General features: G+C 75.1%; 22 protein-coding genes. 3 read left to right on the forward strand and 19 right to left on the reverse strand.

The features are described from left to right. Positions 1–4: 4 nt before the first annotated feature. From J3473_RS14195 to J3473_RS14275, 17 genes are all read right to left on the reverse strand, one after another. A complete protein-coding gene (locus J3473_RS14195; RefSeq protein ID WP_207024418.1) occupies positions 5–1,510 on the reverse strand; it encodes a flagellar hook-length control protein FliK in 1,506 nt (501 codons plus the stop codon). Then, complete coding sequence (locus J3473_RS14200; protein WP_207024420.1) at positions 1,510–2,517, reverse strand: transglycosylase SLT domain-containing protein; 1,008 nt, start codon at positions 2,515–2,517, stop codon at positions 1,510–1,512. The genes J3473_RS14195 and J3473_RS14200 overlap by 1 nt, the downstream gene beginning before the upstream one ends. Then, positions 2,514–2,951, reverse strand: coding sequence for a hypothetical protein (locus J3473_RS14205; protein WP_030528537.1), 438 nt, complete (start codon positions 2,949–2,951; stop codon positions 2,514–2,516). Before J3473_RS14205 ends, J3473_RS14200 begins: the two co-directional genes overlap by 4 nt. Beyond that, positions 2,948–4,249, reverse strand: a complete 1,302-nt coding sequence (locus J3473_RS14210) for a FliI/YscN family ATPase (protein ID WP_207024422.1) — start codon at positions 4,247–4,249, stop codon at positions 2,948–2,950. Before J3473_RS14210 ends, J3473_RS14205 begins: the two co-directional genes overlap by 4 nt. Continuing rightward, positions 4,246–4,902, reverse strand: a complete 657-nt coding sequence (locus J3473_RS14215; protein ID WP_051750519.1) for a FliH/SctL family protein — start codon at positions 4,900–4,902, stop codon at positions 4,246–4,248. The genes J3473_RS14210 and J3473_RS14215 overlap by 4 nt, the downstream gene beginning before the upstream one ends. Further along, on the reverse strand, positions 4,886–5,902 hold the full coding sequence (gene fliG / locus J3473_RS14220) for a flagellar motor switch protein FliG (RefSeq protein WP_242525880.1): 1,017 nt from the start codon (positions 5,900–5,902) through the stop codon (positions 4,886–4,888). The genes J3473_RS14215 and fliG overlap by 17 nt, the downstream gene beginning before the upstream one ends. Then, positions 5,899–7,479: a flagellar basal-body MS-ring/collar protein FliF gene (fliF, locus tag J3473_RS14225; RefSeq protein WP_030528533.1), complete on the reverse strand. Its 1,581-nt coding sequence runs from the start codon at positions 7,477–7,479 to the stop codon at positions 5,899–5,901. The genes fliG and fliF overlap by 4 nt, the downstream gene beginning before the upstream one ends. Then, entirely contained in the window at positions 7,476–7,772 is a 297-nt protein-coding gene (gene fliE / locus J3473_RS14230; RefSeq protein ID WP_030528532.1) for a flagellar hook-basal body complex protein FliE, read from the reverse strand. The genes fliF and fliE overlap by 4 nt, the downstream gene beginning before the upstream one ends. Beyond that, positions 7,772–8,164 carry a flagellar basal body rod protein FlgC gene (locus J3473_RS14235; RefSeq protein ID WP_030528531.1) on the reverse strand — a complete coding sequence of 131 codons (393 nt, stop codon included), beginning with the start codon at positions 8,162–8,164 and terminating at the stop codon, positions 7,772–7,774. Before J3473_RS14235 ends, fliE begins: the two co-directional genes overlap by 1 nt. Then, positions 8,164–8,520, reverse strand: coding sequence for a flagellar basal body protein (locus J3473_RS14240; RefSeq protein ID WP_030528530.1), 357 nt, complete (start codon positions 8,518–8,520; stop codon positions 8,164–8,166). The genes J3473_RS14235 and J3473_RS14240 overlap by 1 nt, the downstream gene beginning before the upstream one ends. Positions 8,521–8,838: 318 nt before the next feature. Next, positions 8,839–9,738 carry a flagellar hook-associated protein FlgL gene (flgL, locus tag J3473_RS14245; RefSeq protein ID WP_030528529.1) on the reverse strand — a complete coding sequence of 300 codons (900 nt, stop codon included), beginning with the start codon at positions 9,736–9,738 and terminating at the stop codon, positions 8,839–8,841. Positions 9,739–9,775: 37 nt separating this feature from the next. Further along, positions 9,776–11,146 carry a flagellar hook-associated protein FlgK gene (flgK, locus tag J3473_RS14250; protein ID WP_207024424.1) on the reverse strand — a complete coding sequence of 457 codons (1,371 nt, stop codon included), beginning with the start codon at positions 11,144–11,146 and terminating at the stop codon, positions 9,776–9,778. 1 nt (position 11,147) lies between these two features. Next, a complete protein-coding gene (locus J3473_RS14255) occupies positions 11,148–11,462 on the reverse strand; it encodes a hypothetical protein (RefSeq protein ID WP_207024426.1) in 315 nt (104 codons plus the stop codon). After that, positions 11,459–11,842: a flagellar export chaperone FliS gene (gene fliS / locus J3473_RS14260; protein WP_030528526.1), complete on the reverse strand. Its 384-nt coding sequence runs from the start codon at positions 11,840–11,842 to the stop codon at positions 11,459–11,461. The genes J3473_RS14255 and fliS overlap by 4 nt, the downstream gene beginning before the upstream one ends. Before the next feature lie 16 nt (positions 11,843–11,858). Next, positions 11,859–13,724 (reverse strand): flagellar filament capping protein FliD, encoded by a 1,866-nt coding sequence (fliD, locus tag J3473_RS14265; RefSeq protein WP_207024429.1) that lies wholly within the window; start codon positions 13,722–13,724, stop codon positions 11,859–11,861. A 92-nt stretch (positions 13,725–13,816) separates the two neighbouring features. Then, the gene (locus J3473_RS14270; RefSeq protein WP_207024431.1) at positions 13,817–14,644 is read right to left on the reverse strand and encodes a flagellin; all 828 of its coding nucleotides are present in this window, start codon (positions 14,642–14,644) and stop codon (positions 13,817–13,819) included. A 157-nt stretch (positions 14,645–14,801) separates the two neighbouring features. Next, complete coding sequence (locus tag J3473_RS14275) at positions 14,802–15,665, reverse strand: sigma-70 family RNA polymerase sigma factor (RefSeq protein WP_207024434.1); 864 nt, start codon at positions 15,663–15,665, stop codon at positions 14,802–14,804. 249 nt (positions 15,666–15,914) lie between these two features. Between J3473_RS14275 and flgN the strand changes: the two genes are divergently transcribed. The 3 genes from flgN to csrA are packed head-to-tail and all read left to right on the forward strand — an operon-like array spanning position 15,915 to position 17,201. Further along, on the forward strand, positions 15,915–16,427 hold the full coding sequence (gene flgN / locus J3473_RS14280; RefSeq protein WP_051750517.1) for a flagellar export chaperone FlgN: 513 nt from the start codon (positions 15,915–15,917) through the stop codon (positions 16,425–16,427). 8 nt (positions 16,428–16,435) lie between these two features. Beyond that, positions 16,436–16,840, forward strand: coding sequence for a flagellar assembly protein FliW (gene fliW / locus J3473_RS14285; protein ID WP_207024437.1), 405 nt, complete (start codon positions 16,436–16,438; stop codon positions 16,838–16,840). Positions 16,841–16,874: 34 nt separating this feature from the next. After that, positions 16,875–17,201, forward strand: a complete 327-nt coding sequence (gene csrA, locus J3473_RS14290; protein WP_207024439.1) for a carbon storage regulator CsrA — start codon at positions 16,875–16,877, stop codon at positions 17,199–17,201. A 45-nt stretch (positions 17,202–17,246) separates the two neighbouring features. Here csrA and J3473_RS14295 read toward each other — a convergent pair whose 3' ends face one another. Continuing rightward, the gene (locus tag J3473_RS14295; RefSeq protein ID WP_207024441.1) at positions 17,247–18,707 is read right to left on the reverse strand and encodes a threonine/serine exporter ThrE family protein; all 1,461 of its coding nucleotides are present in this window, start codon (positions 18,705–18,707) and stop codon (positions 17,247–17,249) included. Next, the gene (locus J3473_RS14300; protein ID WP_207024443.1) at positions 18,704–20,440 is read right to left on the reverse strand and encodes a serine/threonine-protein kinase; all 1,737 of its coding nucleotides are present in this window, start codon (positions 20,438–20,440) and stop codon (positions 18,704–18,706) included. Before J3473_RS14300 ends, J3473_RS14295 begins: the two co-directional genes overlap by 4 nt. Positions 20,441–20,495: the final 55 nt, after the last annotated feature.

Consider the following 20,495-nt stretch of genomic DNA (forward strand, 5'->3'; position numbering starts at 1 on the left):
GGGTTCACATCCTCAGGTCGAGTCGGGAGTCGGTGTGCTGCAGGGGTGTCGGCGTCGGAGCCACGAGCGGCGGCGCCGGGCCGTGGCGGACGGTCGCGTGCCCGCTCGGGCGCGGCTGCCGCAGGTCCTGCGCGTCGGCGCCGTTCCGGCCGGGGGTGCTGCCGGTGCCCACGTCGAGGCTCGTGGCCCGCAGGCCGGACTCCTCGAGGCGGGCCTTCAGCTCGGTGAGGCCGTCGCGCAGCGCGTCCCGCGTGCCGGTCTCGGCGGCGGTCAGGTGCATCCGCACCTCGTCGCCGCTCACCGAGAGGCGCACGTGCACGGCGCCGAGGCCGTCGGGGTCGAGGCGGATGGTCAGCTCGTGGCTGCCGTCGGCGCCCGTGAGGAGCGGACCGACGGCGGTGAGGACCTGGGTGTGCGCCGGCTGCGGGACGGGCGCGGCGGCCGGGGTGGCCGCCGCGGCCGTCGCGCCGGTGACGGGCGCCGGCGCCGCGAGGACGGGAGCCACCACGGTCGGCGCCGGGGTGGTGTCGGCCGTGCTCGCGGCGGCCGTCGTCAGGGCCTCGTGCACCGCGGCGTGGGCGGGCGCGGGGACGTCGGTCGCGGCCGGGGCGGGCGCGTCGGCCGACTTCGCACCGGTCGTCGGGGCACCGGTCGTCGGCGCCGAGGCGGCGTCGCCGGTGGCACCCTCCGGTGCGGGCGCGCCGGCCGGGGCCGGGGTCGCGGGCGTGGTGGCGGGAGCGCTCGTCGGGGCCGCCGCGTCGGTGGCGGTGGTGGCGGGCGCGGTGGTGGCGGTCGCGGTGGTGGCGGTCGCGGAACCCGGGGCCGCGGTGGCCGCGGCGTCCGTGGCCGGGACGGTCGCGCCGGAGGTCGTCGTGCCCCCGGTCGTGGTTCCGTGGGTCGCCGTGCCGTCGCTCGTGGGGTCCTGCACCGTCGTGGCAGCGGTCGTCGTGGACGCGCCGGCCGGGGCGGCGCCGGTGGCCACCGGCGCGGTGGCAGCGGCAGCGGATGGAACCGTGGCGCCGTCCACCGCACCGACGGCGGTCGCCGCCGGGGTGTCGGCCGTGGCCTGGTCCGGGGTGGCCGCAACCGGGGCGCCGACGACGACCGGGAGGACGACACCCGCGGTCGGGGCGGGCACGGCCGTCGTCGCCGTGACCTCGGAGGCGGTGGGGTCGACCGCAGGGGTCGCGGCGACGTCGACGGTGTCGGTGGTGTCGGCGGCGGCGGCGACCGGACGGTCCGCTCCCCCGTCGTCCGGGGTGGTGCGGGCGGACGGGCGGTCGGCGGCGCGCTCGCCGCGGGCGCGGGCCGGCTTCACCTCGACGGGTCGCCGCTCGCGCGGGTCGGCGGGGTCGACGCGGTCGCCGGTGCGCGCGGGCGTCGCCTCGTCGGAGGCGGAGCCGGAGCGGGCCGCGAGCACGGCCGCGAAGCCGTCGTCGGACGCGGCGGACCGCCCGGGGCGCGACGTGCCCGGCTGGGGCGCGACGGTCGGCGTGACGACGAGGGACATCAGCTCACCCCCAGGGTGCCGAGAACTCGGCGGACGTACTGCTGGGTCTCCGCGTACGGCGGGATGCCGCCGTAGCGCTGCACGGCACCGGCCCCGGCGTTGTAGGCCGCGACTGCGAAATCGAGCCGGCCGAAGCGCGAGAGGTCGCGCTTGAGCATCCGGGCCGCGCCGTCGACGGCCTGGGCCGGGTCGAACGGGTCGACGCCGAGGCCGCGCGCGGTCGCCGGCATCAGCTGCATGAGGCCCTGGGCGCCGGCGCCGCTGACCGCCCGCGGGTCGTACCCGCTCTCGGCCTTGGCGACCGCGTCGAGCAGGCCGGCCGGGAGGCCGTAGCGCGCCGTCGCGGCCGAGAACAGCTGGTGGAGGCCGGCGGGCGCACCGCTGCCGGAGAGGGCCGCGACACCACCGGTGGCGGCGGTGGGGCCGGTGGCGGAGACGCCCTCCGCGACGGTCGGGCCGATCCGGCGGATGGCCGTCGGCGTCTTGTAGACGTCCTGGATCTTCACGACGTCCCCGCGCTTGGGAGCGGCGATCATCTTGCCGTCGCCGACGTAGATCGCGATGTGCGTGACCGGGGAGTTGAAGGCGAGCAGGTCGCCGGGCTGCGCGTGGGCCAGGTCGGGGACCGCCGTGCCCTGGCGCGCCTGGTCGGCCGCGACCCGGGGGAGCTCGACGCCGACCTCGCGGTAGGCCAGCTGGACCAGGCCGGAGCAGTCGAGGCCCTTCGGCGTGGTGCCGCCCCAGACGTAGGGGACGCCGAGGTACTTCTTGGCCGCGGCCACCGCGCGCGAGCCGACGTCGGAGCCACCCGCGGACAGGCTGGTCCCGAGGTCGGTGCCGCCCTCGACACCCTCGAGCGCGGCGCCGTAGACGGAGTCGAAGGACGACGCGCCGGTGGTGGCGGCCGCCGTCTGGGTGCGGGCGCCACCGGAGACGGAGGCGATCGCGCCCTGGATGGCGGCCATCCGGGCGAAGGCGGCGGCGGGGCCGGAGGTCTCGACGCTCATCCCTCGTCCTCCGTCCGGCGGCCGCGCACCGACTCCTCGGCGGTCTGCTCGTCGGCCGCGAGGACCTCGAGGCGCTGCTCCTCGGCCGCGCGCTCGACGAGCCGCTCGAGGCCCGAGGTGCGCGTGCGGGCCTCGGTGAGCAGGGCGCGGGCGCGGTCGGTCTCGCCCTCGGCGAGGGCCTGCTCGCGGACGGCGTGGGCCACGCCGTCGGCCCGGCGGGTCTCGGCGGCGCGCGTCCCGAGGAAGGTCGCGAGGTCGACCGGCACGCCGACGCCGCAGACGTCGCGCGCGCCGTAGCGGGCCGCGGCCTCGGCGGCGGCCTCGGCGGCGCGCCCCTGCGCGGCGGCGGCGCGGGCGAGGTCGCCGCGGCGCTGCTCCTCCTGGATGGTGCGGACGCGCAGCACGGTCTTCAGGCGCTCGGTGCGGGTGCTCACAGCGCACCCGCCAGGCTCGAGAGGGCGGCCCAGCTGTCGCAGGCGTCGGTCACGTCGTCGAGGTCCTGGCGCAGGAAGGCGTCGATGGCGCCGCTCTGCGCGAGGGCGCGGTCGACGAGCGGGTTGGTGCCGGCGACGTAGGCGCCGATCTCGACGAGGTCCTTGGCGTCGCGGCGCGCGGCGAGGAGGCTGCGCAGGGTGTCGGCGGCGGCGCGCTGCTGCGGGTCTGTGAGGGCGCGGTTGGCGCGCGAGACCGACTCGAGGACGTCGATGCACGGGTAGTGGCCGGCGGTCGCGAGGCGGCGGTCGAGCACGACGTGGCCGTCGAGGATGGAGCGCACGGCGTCGGCGACGGGGTCGTTCATGTCGTCGCCCTCGACGAGCACCGTGTAGAGGCCGGTGATGCTGCCGCGCTCGGCGGTGCCGGCGCGCTCGAGCAGCCGCGGCAGGATGCCGAAGACCGACGGCGGGTAGCCGCGGGTCGTCGGGGGCTCCCCGGCGGCGAGGCCGACCTCGCGCTGGGCCATCGCGACGCGCGTGACGCTGTCCATCGCGAGGAGGACGTCGCGACCCTGGTCGCGGAACCACTCGGCGATCCGGGTCGCGGTGAACGCGGCGTGCAGGCGCACGAGTGCCGGCTCGTCGGAGGTCGCCACGACGACGACGGCGCGGGCCAGGCCCTCGGGGCCGAGGTCGTGCTCGACGAACTCGCGCACCTCGCGGCCGCGCTCGCCGACGAGCGCGAGGACCGTGACCGGGGCGTCGGTGCCGCGGACGATCATCGACAGCAGGCTCGACTTGCCGACGCCCGAGCCGGCGAAGATGCCCATGCGCTGGCCGCGGCCGCACGGGATGAGCGTGTCGAAGGCGCGGATGCCGAGGCCGAGCTGGGTGTTGATGCGCTCGCGCGTCATCGCCGGCGGCGGGGTGCCGTCGGTGCCGACCCACTGGACGTCGGTCAGCGCCGGGCCGCCGTCGATCGGCTGGCCGAGCGCGTTGACGACGCGGCCGACGAGGCCGTCGCCGACCGGCACGCGCAGCGGGCCGCCGGTGGCCTCGACGCGGTCGCCGACGCGGACGCCGCGCAGCTCGCCGACCGGCATGCAGCGGGCGGTGCCGTCGTCGAGGGCGACGACCTCGGCGAGGATCGAGCCGCGCTCCCCCACGACGCGCACGGCCTCGCCGACGGCGACGTCGAGGCCGCTGACCTCGAGGCCGACGCCGATGGCGCGGGTGACCCGGCCGGTGACCCGGGGGCGGGCCGCGGCGACGAGCTCGTCGCGGAGGGTGGTCGTCATCGCGCGAGCACCTCGCGGACGCGGGTGAGGGCCGAGGAGAGCTGCGCGTCGACGGTGCGGTCGCCGACGTCGGCGAGGCAGCCGCCGCGCTCGACGGCGGGGTCGGCGACGAGCTCGAGGACGGAGGTGGGGGCGAGAGCGCCGAGGTCCTCGGCGGAGGCGGCGAGCAGCTCGGCGTCGTCCGGGTTGAGGCGGACGAGGACGGTGCCGCCGCGCGGCACCTCGGTGAGCGCCCGGGCGACGGCGTCGCGGGCAGCGCAGCCGTCGACCTCGAGGTGGTGGCCGACGAGCGCCTCGGCGATGTCGACGGCGAGGGCCGCGGCGGTGGTGAGGACGTCACGGACGGTGAGCCCGGCGACGGCGTCCTCGGCGGCGCGGCCGATGCCGGCGAGCGCCGCGGTGACGCGGCGGGCCTGCTCGGCGCGCTCGGCGGCGGTGGCGGCCTCGGCGCGCTCCAGCCAGGCGAGCTGCTCGGCGGCGGCCTCGCGCCGGCCGGCGGCGATCCCGGCCTCGCGGCCCTCGAGCCACTCGGCGGGGATGCCGACGCCGGCGGGGTCGCCGGCGGGCGCGAGCTGACGGCCGAAGCTCGCCGGGCGCAGCTCGTCCGCGCCGCGCAGGAGGGTCGTCGGGCGGAGGTCAGTGGACGAGGTCATCGCTGCCTCCCGCCCGGGACATGACGATCTCGCCGGCCTCCTCGAGGGCACGGATGCCCTTGACGACGGCGGAGCGGGCCTCCTCGACCTGGGCCGTGCGGACCGGGCCGAGCACCTCGACCTCTTCCTGGAGGGCGGCCGCGGAGCGCTCGGACATGTTGCGGAACACCTTGTCCCGCACCGCCGGCGTCGCACCCTTGAGGGCGAGCGCGAGCTCCTTGGCGTCGACCTGGCGCAGGACGAGCTGGATCGTCCGGTCGTCGAGGTCGACGATGTCGGTGAACGCGAACATCTTCGAGCGCAGGTCCTCGGCGAGGGTGGGGTCGCGCTCCTCGATGCCGAGGAGGATGGCGCGCTCGGTCTCGCGCTGCGAGCGGTTCATGATGCCGACGAGCGGGTCGAGGCCGCCGACGGTCACGTGGTCGCGGGCGTCGCCGAGGGTCGCGAGGCTGCGGACGAGGTGCGACTCGACGACCCGGACGACCTCGGGGCTCGTCTTGTCCATCGTCGCGAGGCGGTGGGCGACGTCGGCGCGGACCGCGTCGGCCAGGCCGGAGAGGACGAGGGCCGCCTGCTCGCTCGAGAGGTGCCCGAGCACGAGGGCGATGGTCTGCGGGTGCTCGTCCTCGAGGAAAGGACGCAGCAGGGCGCCGTCGACCGTGCGCAGCGACGCGAACGGGGCGTGCGTGATGGCCGTGGAGAGCCGCCCGAGGATCTCGCGCGACTGCTCGTGCTCGGCCTTGACGAGCATCTCCTCGGCGATGTCGAAGCCACCGCGGGTGCGCTGCTTGCTGACCCGCACCATCTCGTGGAACTCGGCGAGGACGGCCTCGCGCGAGTCCTCGTCGGCGACGTCCATCGCGGCGACCTCGGCCATGAGGGCCTCGATCTCCTCCGGGCGCAGCGAGCGCAGCACCGGCGCCGACTGGTCCGGGCCGAGCTGGATGAGGAGCAGGGCCGCCTTGCGGATGCCGCTCATCGGCTGGGCGGTGACGGTCACTTTGCGCCCTCCGAGATCCAGCCGCGCAGCAGGCGGGCCACGTCGTCGGGGTTGTCGCGGGCCATCGACTCGACGGCGCCGGAGCCGGCGGTGACGAGCTGGGTCTCCGCGGGCATCGGCAGGGCGGCGCGGGCCTCGGCCATCTCGAGGACGGCGTCGGCGGGGGCCGGGCCCTCGGGCACGCGGTAGTACTCGATCTCCTCGGGCTCGGCGTCGCCCTTGCGGCGGCGGCTGCGGAGGAACCCGAAGACGAGGGCCAGGAGGACGAGGAGCGCGAGCCCGCCGGTCTTGGCGAGGTCGATCATGTTCTGCTGCTTGGCGTCCGCGGCGGCGGCCTCGAGCTCCTTCTGCGCGGCGGCGGCCGCGGAGGTGTCGAAGGGCAGCGAGGTGACCTCGACGAGGTCGCCGCGCTTGGGGTCGAGGCCGGCGGCCGCGGTGACGAGGCGGGTGATGTCGTTGGAGCTGACCGAGGCCGAGGCGGCGGAGTCCAGGAGGACCGCGACGGACATCCGCTCGACCTTGCCCGGGGTGCTCTTGACCGACTCCTTGAGGGTGCCGAGCGCGTTGGTCTGGCTGGTCTCGGTCTTCGAGTACGACCCCGTGCCACCGGCTCCCGTGGTCGTCGTGCCGCCGAGCACACCGCCGGCGGGGGCGCCGGTGCCGGTGTAGGTCTCCTTGGAGGTCTGCAGCTGTGTGGTGGTCTGCGGCTTGGTCGGGATGTAGGTCTCGCGGTCGGTCTGCTGGGCGTCGAAGTTGAGGGTGGCGTCGACGCGGACGACGGCCTTGCCCGGGCCGACGACCTTGTCGAGCATCGACTGGAGGTTGGCGGCGGCGGCGTCCGAGACGGCGCGCTGCTGGGTCTGGCGGGCGTCGCTGCCCCCGGCGCCGGTGCCGTTGCCGCCGGCGCTGAGGACCTGGCCGGTCGCGTCCGAGACGGTGACGTCGGCCGCGGCGAGCTTCGGCACGGAGCCGGAGACGAGGTTGACGATCGAGTCGACGGCGCCCGTCGAGAGGGTCTTGCCGGGGGCGGTCTTGACGAGGACCGAGGCGGTGGGCTTCGTCGCGTCGGAGGTGAAGACGTCCTCCTGCGGGACCGCGAGGTGGACGACGGCCGACTGCACGCCGTCGAGCGCCTGGACGGTCTTGGCCAGCTCGCCCTCGAGCGCGCGCTGGTAGGTGACCTTCTGCTGGAAGTCGCTGCTCGTCATGCTCTGCTGGTCCAGGAGCGAGTAGCCGGTCGCGCCCTCGCCGCCGCCCGCCGGCAGGCCCTGGCCCGCGAGCGAGATGCGCTGCTGGTAGACCTGCGCCTGCGGCACGAGGACGGTCTGGCCGCCGTCGGCGAGCTGGTAGGGCGTCCCCGCGTCGGTGAGCGCGGAGGTGACGGCGCCGGCGTCCGAGGCGCTGAGGCCGGTGAACAGGGGCGCGTAGGCCGGCGTGGAGACCCAGCGGACGAAGAAGAACCCACCGATCGCCACCCCGAGGACCGCGACGAGCGCGACCATCTTCTGGCCGGAGGTGAGGTCGGAGAACATCTTCCCGCCGCGCGCGAGGAGGGCCTTGGGGTCCGGGCCGGTCATACGGGCATCCTCATGATCTCGGTGAAGGCCTCGACGGCCTTGTTGCGGACAGCGACCGTCAGCTGGGTGGCGACGGCGGCCTGGTTGGCGGCGATCGTGTAGTCGTGGACGTCGCTCAGCTGGCCGGTGACGGCCTCGACGGCCTTGGTGTCACTGACCTTCTGGAGCTGGTCGAGCTTCTCGAGGCCCTGGGTGACGGCGTCGCCGAACCCGGCGGCCTGGGGGCCGGCGGCACGCTGGGTCGCCCCGACGGGGGGCAGCGCGCCGAGCGAGGAGATCGGGCTGATGCTCATCAGCGGCCCAGCCCGATCGCCTGCTGGTAGGCGGCCTGGGCGCGCTCGACCGTCGCGAGGTTCGCCTGGTAGCCGCGCTGCGACATGATCAGCTGGGTCATCTGCTCGCCGAGGTCGACGTCGGGGGCGCGGACGAAGCCCTGCGCGTCGGCCATCGGGTTGCTCGGGTCGTGGATGAGCCGGCCCTGCGCGGAGGAGAGCTGGATGCCGGCGACGTCGACGCCCGTGCCGTTGCCCCGGGACTGGGCGACGACGTAGCGCGCCTGGAAGGCGTTCTCGCTCGTCGGACGGACGGTGTTGACGTTGGCGATGTTGTCGGAGATCGCGTCGAGCCAGGTGCGGTGCAGCAGGAGACCGCTGCCCGCGGTGTTCATCGCACCGAAGAGGGCCATCACGCACCGCCGATCGCGTTGCGCAGGCGCTGGAAGCGGTCGGTCATCGCCTGGACGCCGAGCTGGTAGGACAGGCCGGTCTCGGTGGCGGCGAGGGTCTCCTCGTCGAGGTTGACGTTGTTGCCGTTGAGGCCGGCGGGGTCGGAGGACGCCATCGTGCGGATGGAGGACGAGCCGGTGTCGCCGCCGGAGGCCCACGCGGAGGCGAGGCTGCTCTCGAAGTCGACGCGCTGCGCGGTGTACCCGGGGGTCTGGAGGTTCGCGATGTTGTCCGCGATCGTGCGCTGGCGCACCGACAGACCGGTGAGCGCCCGGCCCAGAGCACGGAACGTGCTGTCGCCGACGGGGTCGATCATGGTTCTCCTGGAGGCGTCACGCACCATCCGCGAACGGTGGTGCGTCGGGTACGCCGCGCGTCCCTGGCGGCTGACGGCCATCCATGACCGACTGCCCCATCGGCGTCCCCCCGGGCGACTTGAGGCGCCAACCGCGGTGTGGCCGAACGGCCGAGTCACGTTCCGACGCTCGGCCGGACCTCCCCGGTCGGCTTGCGCGCAGCCCCTCCCGGTGCCTCACCTTTTCGGGGTCACCCCGAAATGTCCACGAGACCCCGGAACCGTTCCCTTGTCTCGCGCACTTTTCGGGGTCACCCCGAAATGTGCACCGGGCCGGGGTCAGCGCAGGAAGTCGAGGATCGACGGCTGGACGACCTTGGCCGTCGCCTGGAGCGCCGCCTGGTAGGCGGTCTGCTGCACGCTGAGGTCGGTCAGCGCCTTCGCGAGGTCGATGCCCTCGACGGTCGACAGCTGCACCGACGCGCGGGTCGCCGCGGTCTCGCTGACGCTGCGGACCGACTCCAGCCGCGTCGTGCGCGACCCGATGATGCTCTGGCTCGTGCGCAGCGTCGAGCTCGCGGCGTCGAGGTCGCTCAGGCCCTGCTCCATCGCCGTCTTGTCGCCGCTGCGCAGCGCGTCGGAGAGCCGCTGCAGGATGCCGGCCCCGGCCGGGTCGCTCGGGTCGGCGAAGAGGGTCGAGAAGGCCTGCGGTCCCACGATGCTGACCTCCAGCCGGTCCGGACCCGTCGTGATGCGGCGCTCGACCGCGGTCGTGTTGCCGAGGTAGGCCCCGTTGCTCGCGTAGGCGTTCTCGGTGTCCTGCGTGCCGGCGAAGACCGCGCGGCCGAGGTAGCGGGTGTTGGCGACGTCGAGCAGGCTCGAGCGCAGCTGGTCGAGCTCGGCGGCCATCGCCGCGCGCTCGTCGGTGCTGTTGGTGTCGTTGGTCCCCGCGAGCACGAGCTGGCGCGCGCGCTGCAGCAGGGGGCCGCTCTGCATGAGGGCGGAGTCCGCGCTGGCCAGCCAGCCGGCGCCGTCGTCCATCGCGCGCTGCAGCTGCTCGTTGCGCAGGCTCTCGGAGCGCAGCGACATCGCGGTCGCGGTGTCGGTCGGCGAGTCCGACGGCTTGCCGAGGCGCTTGCCCGAGCTGATCTGGTCCTGGGTCGCCTGCAGGCGCGCGAGGCTGGCCTGCAGCGACGAGACGACCTGCTGGCGGGTGGCGCTGGGCGTGACGCGGTTCATCGCGGTGCTCCGGGGACGGGCGAGGCGTCGGACATGGTCATCGTGCCATCTGCATGAGCGTGTTGAGCGTCTCGTCGACGGCGCTGATGAAGCGCGCGGCCGCCTCGTAGGCGTGCTGGAAGCCCATGAGCGAGACCATCTCCTCGTCGACGCTCACGCTGGAGACCCCGAGCCGGGCCGACTCGGCCTGGCCGGCGAGCGCCGTCTGGACGTCGGCCCGCCGCGAGGCACCCTGCACCTGGACGCCGATGGAGACGACGAGGTCGCGGTAGGTGGCGTCGGGGCCGGACTGCAGCTCCGAGAGGGCCGACATCCCGTCGGCGTTCTTGCCGTCGCTGGCGGGCGGCGGCGCGGAGGAGGCCGCCACCCCCGCCGCGGTGAGCGGCGCGAGGCGCAGCGACGCCGCGGAGGTGCCGGCGAAGAACGGGGCCCCGGCCGCGCCGGTCGCGTCGTAGCCCGCGGCCTGCTGGGCGTTGACCGTGCTCGCGAGCGACGCGGCGACGGCGTCGAGGCGCGACATGACGGTCGGGATCGTGCTGTCCAGCGTCGTGAGCATCCCACCGATCTCGCCGGCGCCGACCGTGGCCGGGGTGCCGCTGGCCGCCCACACGACCGAGACCGGGCTCGCGCCACCGGGGCCGGTGGACGGGCCGGACACGGCGAGGCTGCTGACGTGCGCGCCGGAGACCAGCACCGAGCCGCCGACCGTCAGCGTCATCGTGCCGTCCTCCATCGGCTGCGCGATGGCACCGACGACGTCGCCGAGCTGGCCGATGAGCTGGCCGCGGCGGTCCTCGAGCTCGGAGGTGTTGACGCCGGCGACCTTCGAGGCGCGGATGGCGTCGTTGAGGTCACCCACGTCCTGGGCGAGCCGGTTGACGCGGTCGACCGAGGAGTTGAGCGCCTCGCGGGTGCCGCCCCACTGGGTCGAGAGCCGGCCGGCGAGCTCGCGGAACTGGGAGGCGAGGCGGCCGCCCTCCTCGAGCACGCTCGTGCGGGCCGCGCTGCTCGTCGGGTCGGTCGCGAGGTCGCCCCACGTGCTCCAGAACTCGGCCATGCCGGCCTGCAGCCCGGTGTCGCCCGGCTCGCCGAAGGCGGACTCGACCATGGAGTAGCCGTTGGCGACCTGGGTGGCCGCCGTCGCGGCGCCGCGGGTCTGCTGCGCACGGACCTCGAGGAGCTGGTCCTGGATGCGGGTCGTGCCGAGCACGACGACGCCCTCGCCGATCGCCGGGATGCGCCCGAACATCGACGGCACGTCGGTGCTCGACGCGGCGGCCTGGTCGATGCGCTGGCGCGTGTAGCCGGGCGTGTTGACGTTGCTGATGTTCTGGCCGGCGATCTCGAGTCCGCGCTGGGCGGCCTGGAGGGCGCTCAGGCCCATGCCGAGGGAGGAGGCGCTGGACATCTCAGGCCCTCGCGTCGACGTAGGCCGGCGTCTGCCGGACGGGGGTGGTGTGCGGGCGGCGCTCGTCGGCACCGAGGGCACGGACCGTGGCGGCCATCCGCTCGCCGATCTCGGCCTCGAGCGCGCGCGTGCGCTCGAGCGCGGCGGTGGCGCGGGGGGCGAGGCGCTCCGGCAGCGGGCCGGTGGCGCGCGGCGAGCGGCCGAGCACCTCCGCGAGGTCGACGAGGTCCCCCGAGCGCACGGCGTGCTCGGCGCGCGCGAGGTCGCCCTCGACCGCGTCGAGCGCGTCGTCCCAGGAGAGGTCGGCGACGGTCACGACGCCTCCGCGGTGGCCGAGACGGTCGTGAAGGCCTCGCGCAGCGGCTCGACGAGCTCGAGCACCTCGGCGACGAGCTCGTGGGACTTCGTCGCGTTGGCCCGGACGAGGCGCTCGACGACGTAGTCGTAGAGGGCGGCCAGGCCGCGACCCTCGGGCCACATCTCGAGGTCGAGCGAGGTCGAGAGCTCGGTGACGACGTCCTGCGCGTGCCGCAGGGCGTGGTGCGAACCCTGGATGTCGCGCTTCTCGATGGCGATCATCGCGAGGTGAAGGTCCTTGACGAGCCGGTCGAAGAGCAGGACGACGAGGCGGCTCGGGGAGGCCGTCGTCACGGAGTCGCTCTGGTAGAGGCGGCGCAGGGTGGCGGTGGTGGTCACGTCGTCGTCTCCTGGCTCAGTTCGAGCTCGAGTTGGTCGGGAGGGTCTTCAGCTGGCCGGTCAGCCAGTCGCCCTGGGACTTGACGGTCCCGAGGAGGGACTCCAGGGCGGCGTACTGCCGCTTGAGGGTGTCCTCGCGCAGCGACATCCGCGTCTCGAAGGACGCGATCTGGTTCGTGTAGTCGCGGATCCGGCCCTGCTCGGACTTCACCGCGTTGGTGATCGAGCCCTTGAGCGGGTCGGCGGCCTGCTGGGCGACGTCGGCGATGCTCGACGCCATCTTCGTGAGGTTGGCCGTCACCTTGGCCGGGTCCTTGGCGTAGGCGGCGAGGAAGGCCGTCTTGTCGAGGGCGATCTTGCCGTCGCGCCCGACGGTGATGCCGGCGGCGGAGGGCTGCGAGGCGGAGCCGCCGACCGCGGCGTCGGTGACCCGGCGCACGATGTTCTGGGTCAGCGAGTTGCCCAGCAGCACACCGGCGGTCTTCGTGTCGCCGTTGAAGCCGGAGCGCGCGCCGATGAACGAGATGGCGGCGTTCGCCGCGTCGACGAGGGCCTGCATCTTGTCGGCGATGCCGGAGGAGTCACCGGCGACGGTCACGGTGACCGGCGTCGTCGGGTCGGCCTTCGTCGCGGTGATGGTCGTCCCCGGCAGCAGCCCGGTGACGTCCTTGCTCGCCGAGCGGACGTCGAAGGCGCCCGGGCCGGTGCCGACGCGCAGCACCGTGTCGGTCGGGGCCTGGAGCTCGACGAGGTCGCCGAGGCCGCTCGCCCCGAACGCGCCGGCCGAGACCATGACGTCGGACGCGGCGCCGGTGGTCGACGAGGTGAGCTGGAGCTTGTAGGCGGCGTCGCCGACCTTGATGGTCGTGCCGGAGAGGCCGAGCGAGGAGGAGGTCGCGGCCGAGGCGACCTGCGCGATGTTCGACCCCGCCGCCAGGCCGAGGTCCGCGAGGGTCGCGGTGCCGGCCCGCAGGCCGCCCGCGAGCGAGAGCTGCACGGAGTCCGTGCCCGCCCCGGCGAGCGTGACGGTGGAGCCGGGGCCGAGGTCGCTGAGCGTCGTCGCGACGCCGTCGAGCTCGACGACGCCGTCGGTGCCGTGGGCGGTCGTGGTCGTGTCGGTGAGGCCGAGCGCGGGGTCGGCGGAGACGACCTGGAGCGAGGCGGCGCTGCCCTCGCGGGTGGTGGCCAGGCGCAGCGCACCGTCGTCGCCGGCGGTCGCGGTGAGGCCGCCGCCGGCCGCGCGGGTCACCTCGGCCGCGAGCTGCGACGGGGTGTAGGTGCCGGCGGCGATGCTGATGCTCTGGGGGCCGGACCCGAGGTCGACGACGAGCTGGGCGCCGGAGCCGATGGTCACGGTCGAGCCGAGGGGGACGCCGGAGAGGGTGGCGCCACCGGAGGCCTGGGTCACCTTGACGGTGTGGGACCCGGCCGCGAGCGTCGTGCCGGCGAGGAGGGCGGAGGCACCGAGCGCTCCGAGGCCCTTCGCGGCGACGACCGGGCCGGCGGTGACGGCGGTGGAGGTCGAGGCGACCGACCCCTTCGAGACCGCGGACCCGGCGGAGGCGACGCTCGACACCGTGAAGGTCGTGGTCCCCGGCAGGGCCGTGCCGTCGGTGACGACGGAGACGGCGCTCGGCGCGGAGGAGGTGGAGGTTGTGGTCGTCCAGCCCGAGGTCTTGAGGAGCGGGTCCGGGACGAAGAACTTCGCGGCGTCGCGCAGGGACAGCATCTGCGTGTTGAGCGACTGGAGGACGCTGACCATCGTCTGGCTGGCGGTCTTGCCCTTCGTCAGGCCCGCGCCCGACTGCCGCTCGACGGTCATCAGCTGGCTGATGATCTGCGTCGTGTTGAGGCCGGAGATCAGCCCGTCGACTCCCGCCATGGTCCTGTTCCTTCCTCGCTGGTGGTGCTGACCGTTCGCCCGGGTCCGTGCGAGAGCCGGACCCGGGCGACGGTGTCAGTCAGTGCTCAGGCTCAGCCGAGGAGCTTGAGGACGGACTGCGGGGCGCTGTTCGCCTGGGCGAGCATCGAGACGCCGGCCTGGGAGAGGATCTGGCTCCGGCTGAAGGAGCTCATCTCCTTCGCCATGTCGGTGTCACGGATGCGCGACTCGGCGGCGGCCGCGTTCTCCGACGCGACGCTCAGGCTGTTGATGGTGTGCTGCAGACGGTTCTGCACCGCACCGAGGTCGGCCCGGTTGCCCGAGACGGTCTTGATGGCGGCGTCGATCGCGGTGAGCGCGGTCGCCGCGCCGGCCGAGGTCGACACGTCCAGGGTGTCGGTGCCGAGGGTCGTCGTGTCGGCCTGCGCGAACGCGACGTCGACGGTCTGGCCGCTGTTGGCGCCGATCTGGAACGTGAAGGTGCCGGCGGTGCCACCGGTGCCGTCGAGGAGGTTCTGCCCGTTGAACTGGGTGGTGTTGGCGATGCGGTCGAGCTCGTCGTTGAGGGCGGTCACCTCGCTCTGGATGGCGGTGCGGTCGTCCGCGGTGTTCGTGTCGTTGCCCGACTGGACCGCCAGCTGGCGCATGCGCTGGAGGATCGAGTGCGTCTCGTTGAGCGCACCCTCAGCCGTCTGGACGAGGGAGATCGCGTCCTGGGCGTTGGACGTGGCCTGGGAGAGACCGTTGGTCTGGGCGCGCAGCTTCTCGCTGATCGCCAGGCCGGCGGCGTCGTCCGCGGCGCGGTTGATGCGCAGACCCGAGGACAGGCGCTCGAGGCTGGTGTTCATCGAGCTCTGGGTGGAGTTGAGGTGCCGGTAGGCGTTCAGAGCGGCGACGTTGGTGTTGACCTGCAGACCCATGATGTTTCCTCCTTGGATGGGGTCTCGGACCGCCGTCCGTGGCGATCCGTGCCGCTCCCAGTCGGGGCGGCACACCCCTCATCGGCGGCGCCGTGAGGGACTTGAGGGCCCCGGCGAACTTTTTCCGCCGGGGCCGTTCAGGGGTGGTGCGCGGGCGTCAGCCCGCGAACCGGACGCCGGCCGGGCGGCCGGCGAGGGAGCCCCGCTGCGCCATGGAGGCGCGCTGGGCGATGTCGGCGTAGTAGCCCGCGCGGCGGCGGGCGGCGGCGGTCGTCGCGGCGGCCGCGGCGGCGGGGCGCTCCTCGCCGTGCGTGGCGCGCATCCCGTCGCGGAGCATCCCCAGGGCCTCCGTGCGCAGCTGCGAGACACGGGACTCGGTGACCCCGAGCTCCTCGGCGACGTCCTTGAGGAGCCGGTCCTCGAAGAACGTGGCCTGGACGACGATGCGCAGCCGCTCGGGCAGCGCCGCGACCGCGGCCGAGAGGTAGCTCTCGCGCTCGCGCTGGACCACGACGTCCTCGGGAGTGCGCTCGTCGCGCGGCAGGGCGGCGTCCGCGACCCCGGCGTCGACGAGCGAGTCGAGGCGGACGACGACCGAGCGGTGCACGGCCTCGGAGACCTGGCGCACGGCCTCGACCCCGACGCCGAGGCGGTCGGCGAGCTCGCGCTCCGCCGGCTCACGGCCCAGCTCGGAGGTCATCGCGCCCCGGACGGCGTCGAGCTCGCGGGCCCGGGTGCGGACCGAGCGCGTCGCCCAGTCCATCGAGCGCAGCTCGTCGAGGAGGGCTCCCTTGATGCGGGTCGCCGCGTAGCGGCCGAACGGCACGCCCCGGCTCGCGTCGAACGACTCGGCGGCCGACGCGAGGGCGAACAGGCCGGCCGACGTCAGGTCGTCGGTCGCCACGTGGGAGGGGAGGCGGGCGCTGAGGGCGCGCACCTCGTAGGTGACGATCGGGAGGTGCTCGCGGCAGAGCGCGTCCACGTCGTGACGGGGGGCCGCAGGGGAGGCCGTGGTGGTCATGGGTCCACTGTCGAGGGACGTCCGGGCATGTCGCCAGCCGTAGAAGGCTCCGGGGCCGACTTCGATCCCTTCGGCCACCGGGGGCGTCTCCGACCGGTCACCGGGGGTCGTCCGAACGGCCGGTTGTCGTGCCGATCCGCGCCTGCGCCACGCGTGCGCGCGCGCGTGGCAGACTGGCTGGAGCACCCAGAGCCGGATCCGTGCCGCGGAGCCGCTCAAGTCCGCCCCGCCCGACCCGATGAGGACACCGTGCCCGACAGCCAGACCGACATCGCCGCCGCCTGCGCGGACCTGTCCGAGTCGCTGTGGCGCACCCGCGAGCTGCTCGACGTGCTCGCCTACCGCATCGAGGTCCAGCGGGCCCTCGTCGAGACCGCGCGCTCCGGCTGGCTCGCCCGCTCGACCCGCGAGGTCGACGACACGATCGCGACGATCCGCTCCTCGGAGCTTGCGCGCTCGGTCGACCTCCTCCCCCTGACCGAGGCCCTCGGCCTGTCCCCGCAGGCCAGCCTGCGCGAGCTGGCCGAGGCCGTGCCGGCGCCCTGGGACCAGGTGCTCGCCGAGCACCGGCACGCCCTGGGCGAGGCCACCGCCGCGCTCCTCCAGGCGGCCCTCGCCAACCGCGAGCTGCTCGCCTCGAGCGCGCAGGCCATCGAGGAGGCGCTCTCGCGCTTCCACGGAGCCGGCGCCGGCTCCACCTACACCGCCAGCGGACGGCGTGACCGGGACACCGCCGGGCGCCTCTTCGACGAGACCACGTGAGGGACCGGATGACCCAGCAGACCCAGGAGGCGGACCTCGACGTCCGTCGGATCCACCTGCCCGAGGGCCTCGTGGGCTTCCCCGCCACCGAGTACGAGGTGCGGGCGGTCGCCACCGGGCTGTTCGACCTCGCCCCCGTCGGGGACGCCGGCCCGAGCTTCGTCACCGCCGACGCGGCCGCGTTCTTCCCCGACTACCACCCCGAGATCGACGACGCGACGGCCGACCGGCTGCACCTGAGCACCGCCGAGGACGCCCTCGTCCTCGTCGTCGTGACGATCGCCGAGGACATCACCCGCTCGACGGCCAACCTCCTCGCCCCCCTTGTCGTCAACACCCGCACCTCCGACGCCGAGCAGGTCGTCCTCACCGGGCAGGACCTCCCCCTGCGGGCGCCCCTGGTGGCCGCATGACCGGCGCCGGGATGCTCGGCCGGGGGGTGCTCGCGTGCTCGTCCTGAGCCGACGCCCCCACGAGGCCATCCGGATCCGCCACGACATCGTCGTGACGGTCCTCGAGATCAGCGGTGACAAGGTGCGCCTGGGCATCGAGGCGCCCGGTGACGTCCAGATCCACCGCGAGGAGATCTACCTCGCGGTGCGCGCGGCCAACGAGGAGGCCACGGCCCGTCCCGGCGCCGCCGGCGACCTCGCGCGTGCCCTCGGTGGCGGCGCCCCCGCTCCGCGCGGCCCGGCCGGCCCCGCCCCCTCGCCGCCGGCGGCGTCCCCGGCTCCGGCCACCCCGCGGCCGCCGGCCGACCCGCGTCGGGGCTGACCCCGCTCCCGGGGTCCGTCACGACGGACCCGTCGTCGGGCTGCGTCAGCGCGGGACCGCGTCGGTGCGCGGCCGGCGCGAGCCCCGGACGTGGCGGTCCCACGGCGCGGCGAGGTACTCACCGAGGACGGTCCCCGTGGCGATCGCCAGCAGCACGCCGCCGGCGGACAGCAGCGTCGACAGGCCGGACTGGAAGGTGAGCAGCCCCGAGTCCTGACCCTGGGCGACGAGCTCGTAGAGGCCCCTGAAGATCGTCAGACCGGGCAGCAGGCCGAAGCTCGCGGGCACGACGAGGACGAGGGAGGGGGCATCCATCCGCTGGGCCAGCAGCCGGCCGAGCACACCGACGACGACGGCCGCGATGCCGGTGGCCGTGACGGCCCCGACCCCCGGGCCGCGGGTGAGCACCGCCGACACCGCGACCCCGACGATGGTGAGCAGCCCCATCGGGAGGATGAGCCCGCGGCGGCTCTGCACGGTGACCCCGGCGGCGAGACCGACGACGAGGGACGCGAGCAGGGCGGGGACGATCGGGGCCTGGCTGACCCGCAGGTCCAGCACGTCCGGCGAGACGAAGCTGCTGCTGGTCCAGCGGGTGAGCATGAGCATCGCGGAGAGCCCGGACGCGATGCCGATGATCAGTCCGGTCAGCGACAGCAGGACGGCGAGCAGGCGCCCGGCGCCGGTCAGCGGGTAGCCGAAGATGACGTCCTCGATCGCGGAGGCCATCGTGCGTCCGGGCAGCATCGCGACGATGCCGCCGGCGACGACGAAGGCGAAGTCGGCCTCCGTGAAGGGGATCGCCCCCGTCGCGCCGATCGCGTAGAGGCCGCCGGCGAGGAGGGTCGCCGCGAAGGCGTTGATGGCGTTGCCGTAGAACTCGGGCAGGTCGACCCGGGCGTGCAGCCGGGCGATCCCGGCGACCGCGAGGACCACCCCGATGGTCGCGAGGGCCGCGAGCGCGCTGGCGCCGATGACGACCGCGACGGCGGAGGCCAGCACGGCATTGGCGAGCGAGATGGCCCACTTCGGGTAGGTGCGGGGGGTCCGCTTGATCTGCCGGAGCCGGTCGGAGGCCTCGTCGGGGGTCACCTCGCCGGCGACGAGCGACTCGACGAGCCGGTGCACCGCGACGAGGCGCGCATAGTCGAAGCGGGTGTGCCGCACGACCTTGAGCATCGTGTGCTGGCGCCCCTCCGCGCTGCGCGCCTGGACGAGGATCGACTGGAGGGTGATGTCGAGCTCGACCTGGTCGACACCGGCGGCCGCGGCCGTCGCGGCGATCGCGCCCTCGACCTGGGGGGCGCCGGCGCCGCAGCGCAGCATCAGCGCACCGACGCGCAGCGCGAGGTCGAGCCCGCGCTCGATCGTCGGGTCCGGGGCGGAGGCGCCGGGGATGCGGGCGTGCCGGTAGGGCGTGCGGCGCAGCAGGTCCGCCATCGGCATCGGCTCGGTGGGCAGGTCGCCGCGCAGGATGCGGGCCCGCCGGGTGCGGGGGTCGGTCACAGCTGCGGCACCACCTGGTCGACCCACGACGGGGCCTCGGGCAGCGGCCACCACTCCGGCCCTCCCCTCGAGGCGGTGAGCGCGGTGAGCAGCGCCCCGGCGAGGAGGAGCGCGACGACGAGCACCTGCCGCACGGTCGGGTGCCCGGTCGCGCCGCGCACGAGGCTGCGGCTGCCCCGGCGCAGGCCGGCGCCGCCGGGGCCCCACCAGGCGGTCAGCGCGGTGAAGACACCGGCCGCGAGCAGCGGCACGACGCCGTCGGCCCGGGTGGCCCCGCCGGTCACGCTGCCGACGACGAGGGCCCCGGCGAACATCGCCGACACCCCGACGAGCAGCGGGAGCGCGAGGGTGACGAGGGTGCCGACGGCCCCGACGACGACGTGCCACGGGCTGCTGACGACGGCGACGGCGACGTCGCTGCCGCGGGCCCCCCGGTCGTGGCGGCGCATGACGAGGGAGGTGACGGACCGGTCGGCGGTGCGCGCGAGGACCATCCACACCGCGAGCGCGGCGAGGGCGACGAGCGGCGCGGTGGCCGTCAGCCCCGCGAGGAGGGCGAGCAGCGCGAGGAGCACACCCGAGCGCGTGGGCAGGCCGATGCGGGGGTCGACGCGCGCCTCGAGGACGTCGTCGTCGTCCGGTCGCGGTGCGGGCGGCAGGGCGTAGGGCGGCGGCCCCGGCCGGCCGGCGCCGGTCGGGGGCGGCGGGAGCGGGTCGCGGGACGGCGCGGGCTGCGGTCGGACGCGCGGGGCGACGGGCGGCAGCGGCGCCGGCGCCGTGGCCGGCGCGGGCAGCACCGCGGTGCCGGACGCCGGGAGGGCCTGGGTCTCGGGGCGCGCCTGGGTCTCGGGGCGGGCGCGGCGCACCTCGATGGCCGAGGTCGCGAGCTCCCCACGGGCGTAGCGCTCGAGGGCGCGGACGACCTCGTGCTGGTGCGGTCGCTCGTCCGGGTACGGCGAGAGCGCGGCGTACAGCAGGGGCTCGATGCGGGGGTCGACGGCGACGAGGTCCGGCTCGCCGGCCGCCACCCGCGCGAGGACGGCGCTCATCCCGCCGCTGCCGAACGGCGGCGTGCCGCTCGCCGCGAAGGCGGTCGTGGCCGCCCATCCCCACCAGTCGGTGGCGTCGGTGACGTCGTCGCCGTGGACGACCTCGGGGGCGAGGTAGCCGGGGGTGCCCATGACGAGGCCGACGCTGGTCAGCCGGACGTCGTCGACGACGTGGGCGATGCCGAAGTCGATGAGGACCGGATCGCCGTCGACGAGGAGGACGTTGCCCGGCTTGACGTCGCGGTGCACGACGTCGGCGGCGTGGATGGCCTCGAGCGCCTGGGCCAGGCCGTCGGCGAGGCGGTGCAGCTCGGGCGGGGGCAGGGGCCCCCGGGCCGCGACGTGGGTGTCGAGCGCCGGGCCGTCGATGAAGCGGGTCACGACGTAGGGGGTGTCGCCGTCGACGTCGGCGTCGACGACCGGCGCGACGAAGGGGCTGCGGATGCGCTCGAGCGTGTCGACCTCGCGGGCCAGGCGCCGGCGGGCGTCCGGGTCGTGCGCGACGTGGGAGCGCAGGACCTTGACGGCGACCGCCCGGCCGTGGCGGTCGAGCCCGAGGTGGACCACGCCCATCCCGCCCTCGCCGAGCCGCTGGACCAGCCGGTAGGGCCCGAGCCGGGCGTGCGTCCCCGGGTCGTCGGGATCCGGGGACGGATGTCCGTCCACGGGGGCGTCGGCGGTCATGGCTCCACGGTATTCGCTGGGGCTGGGTACGCGCTGGACGGGTGCACCCCCGGAC

The organism is Phycicoccus sp. DTK01 (assembly GCF_017312765.1).
Taxonomy (GTDB): Bacteria; Actinomycetota; Actinomycetes; order Actinomycetales; family Dermatophilaceae; genus Phycicoccus; species Phycicoccus jejuensis.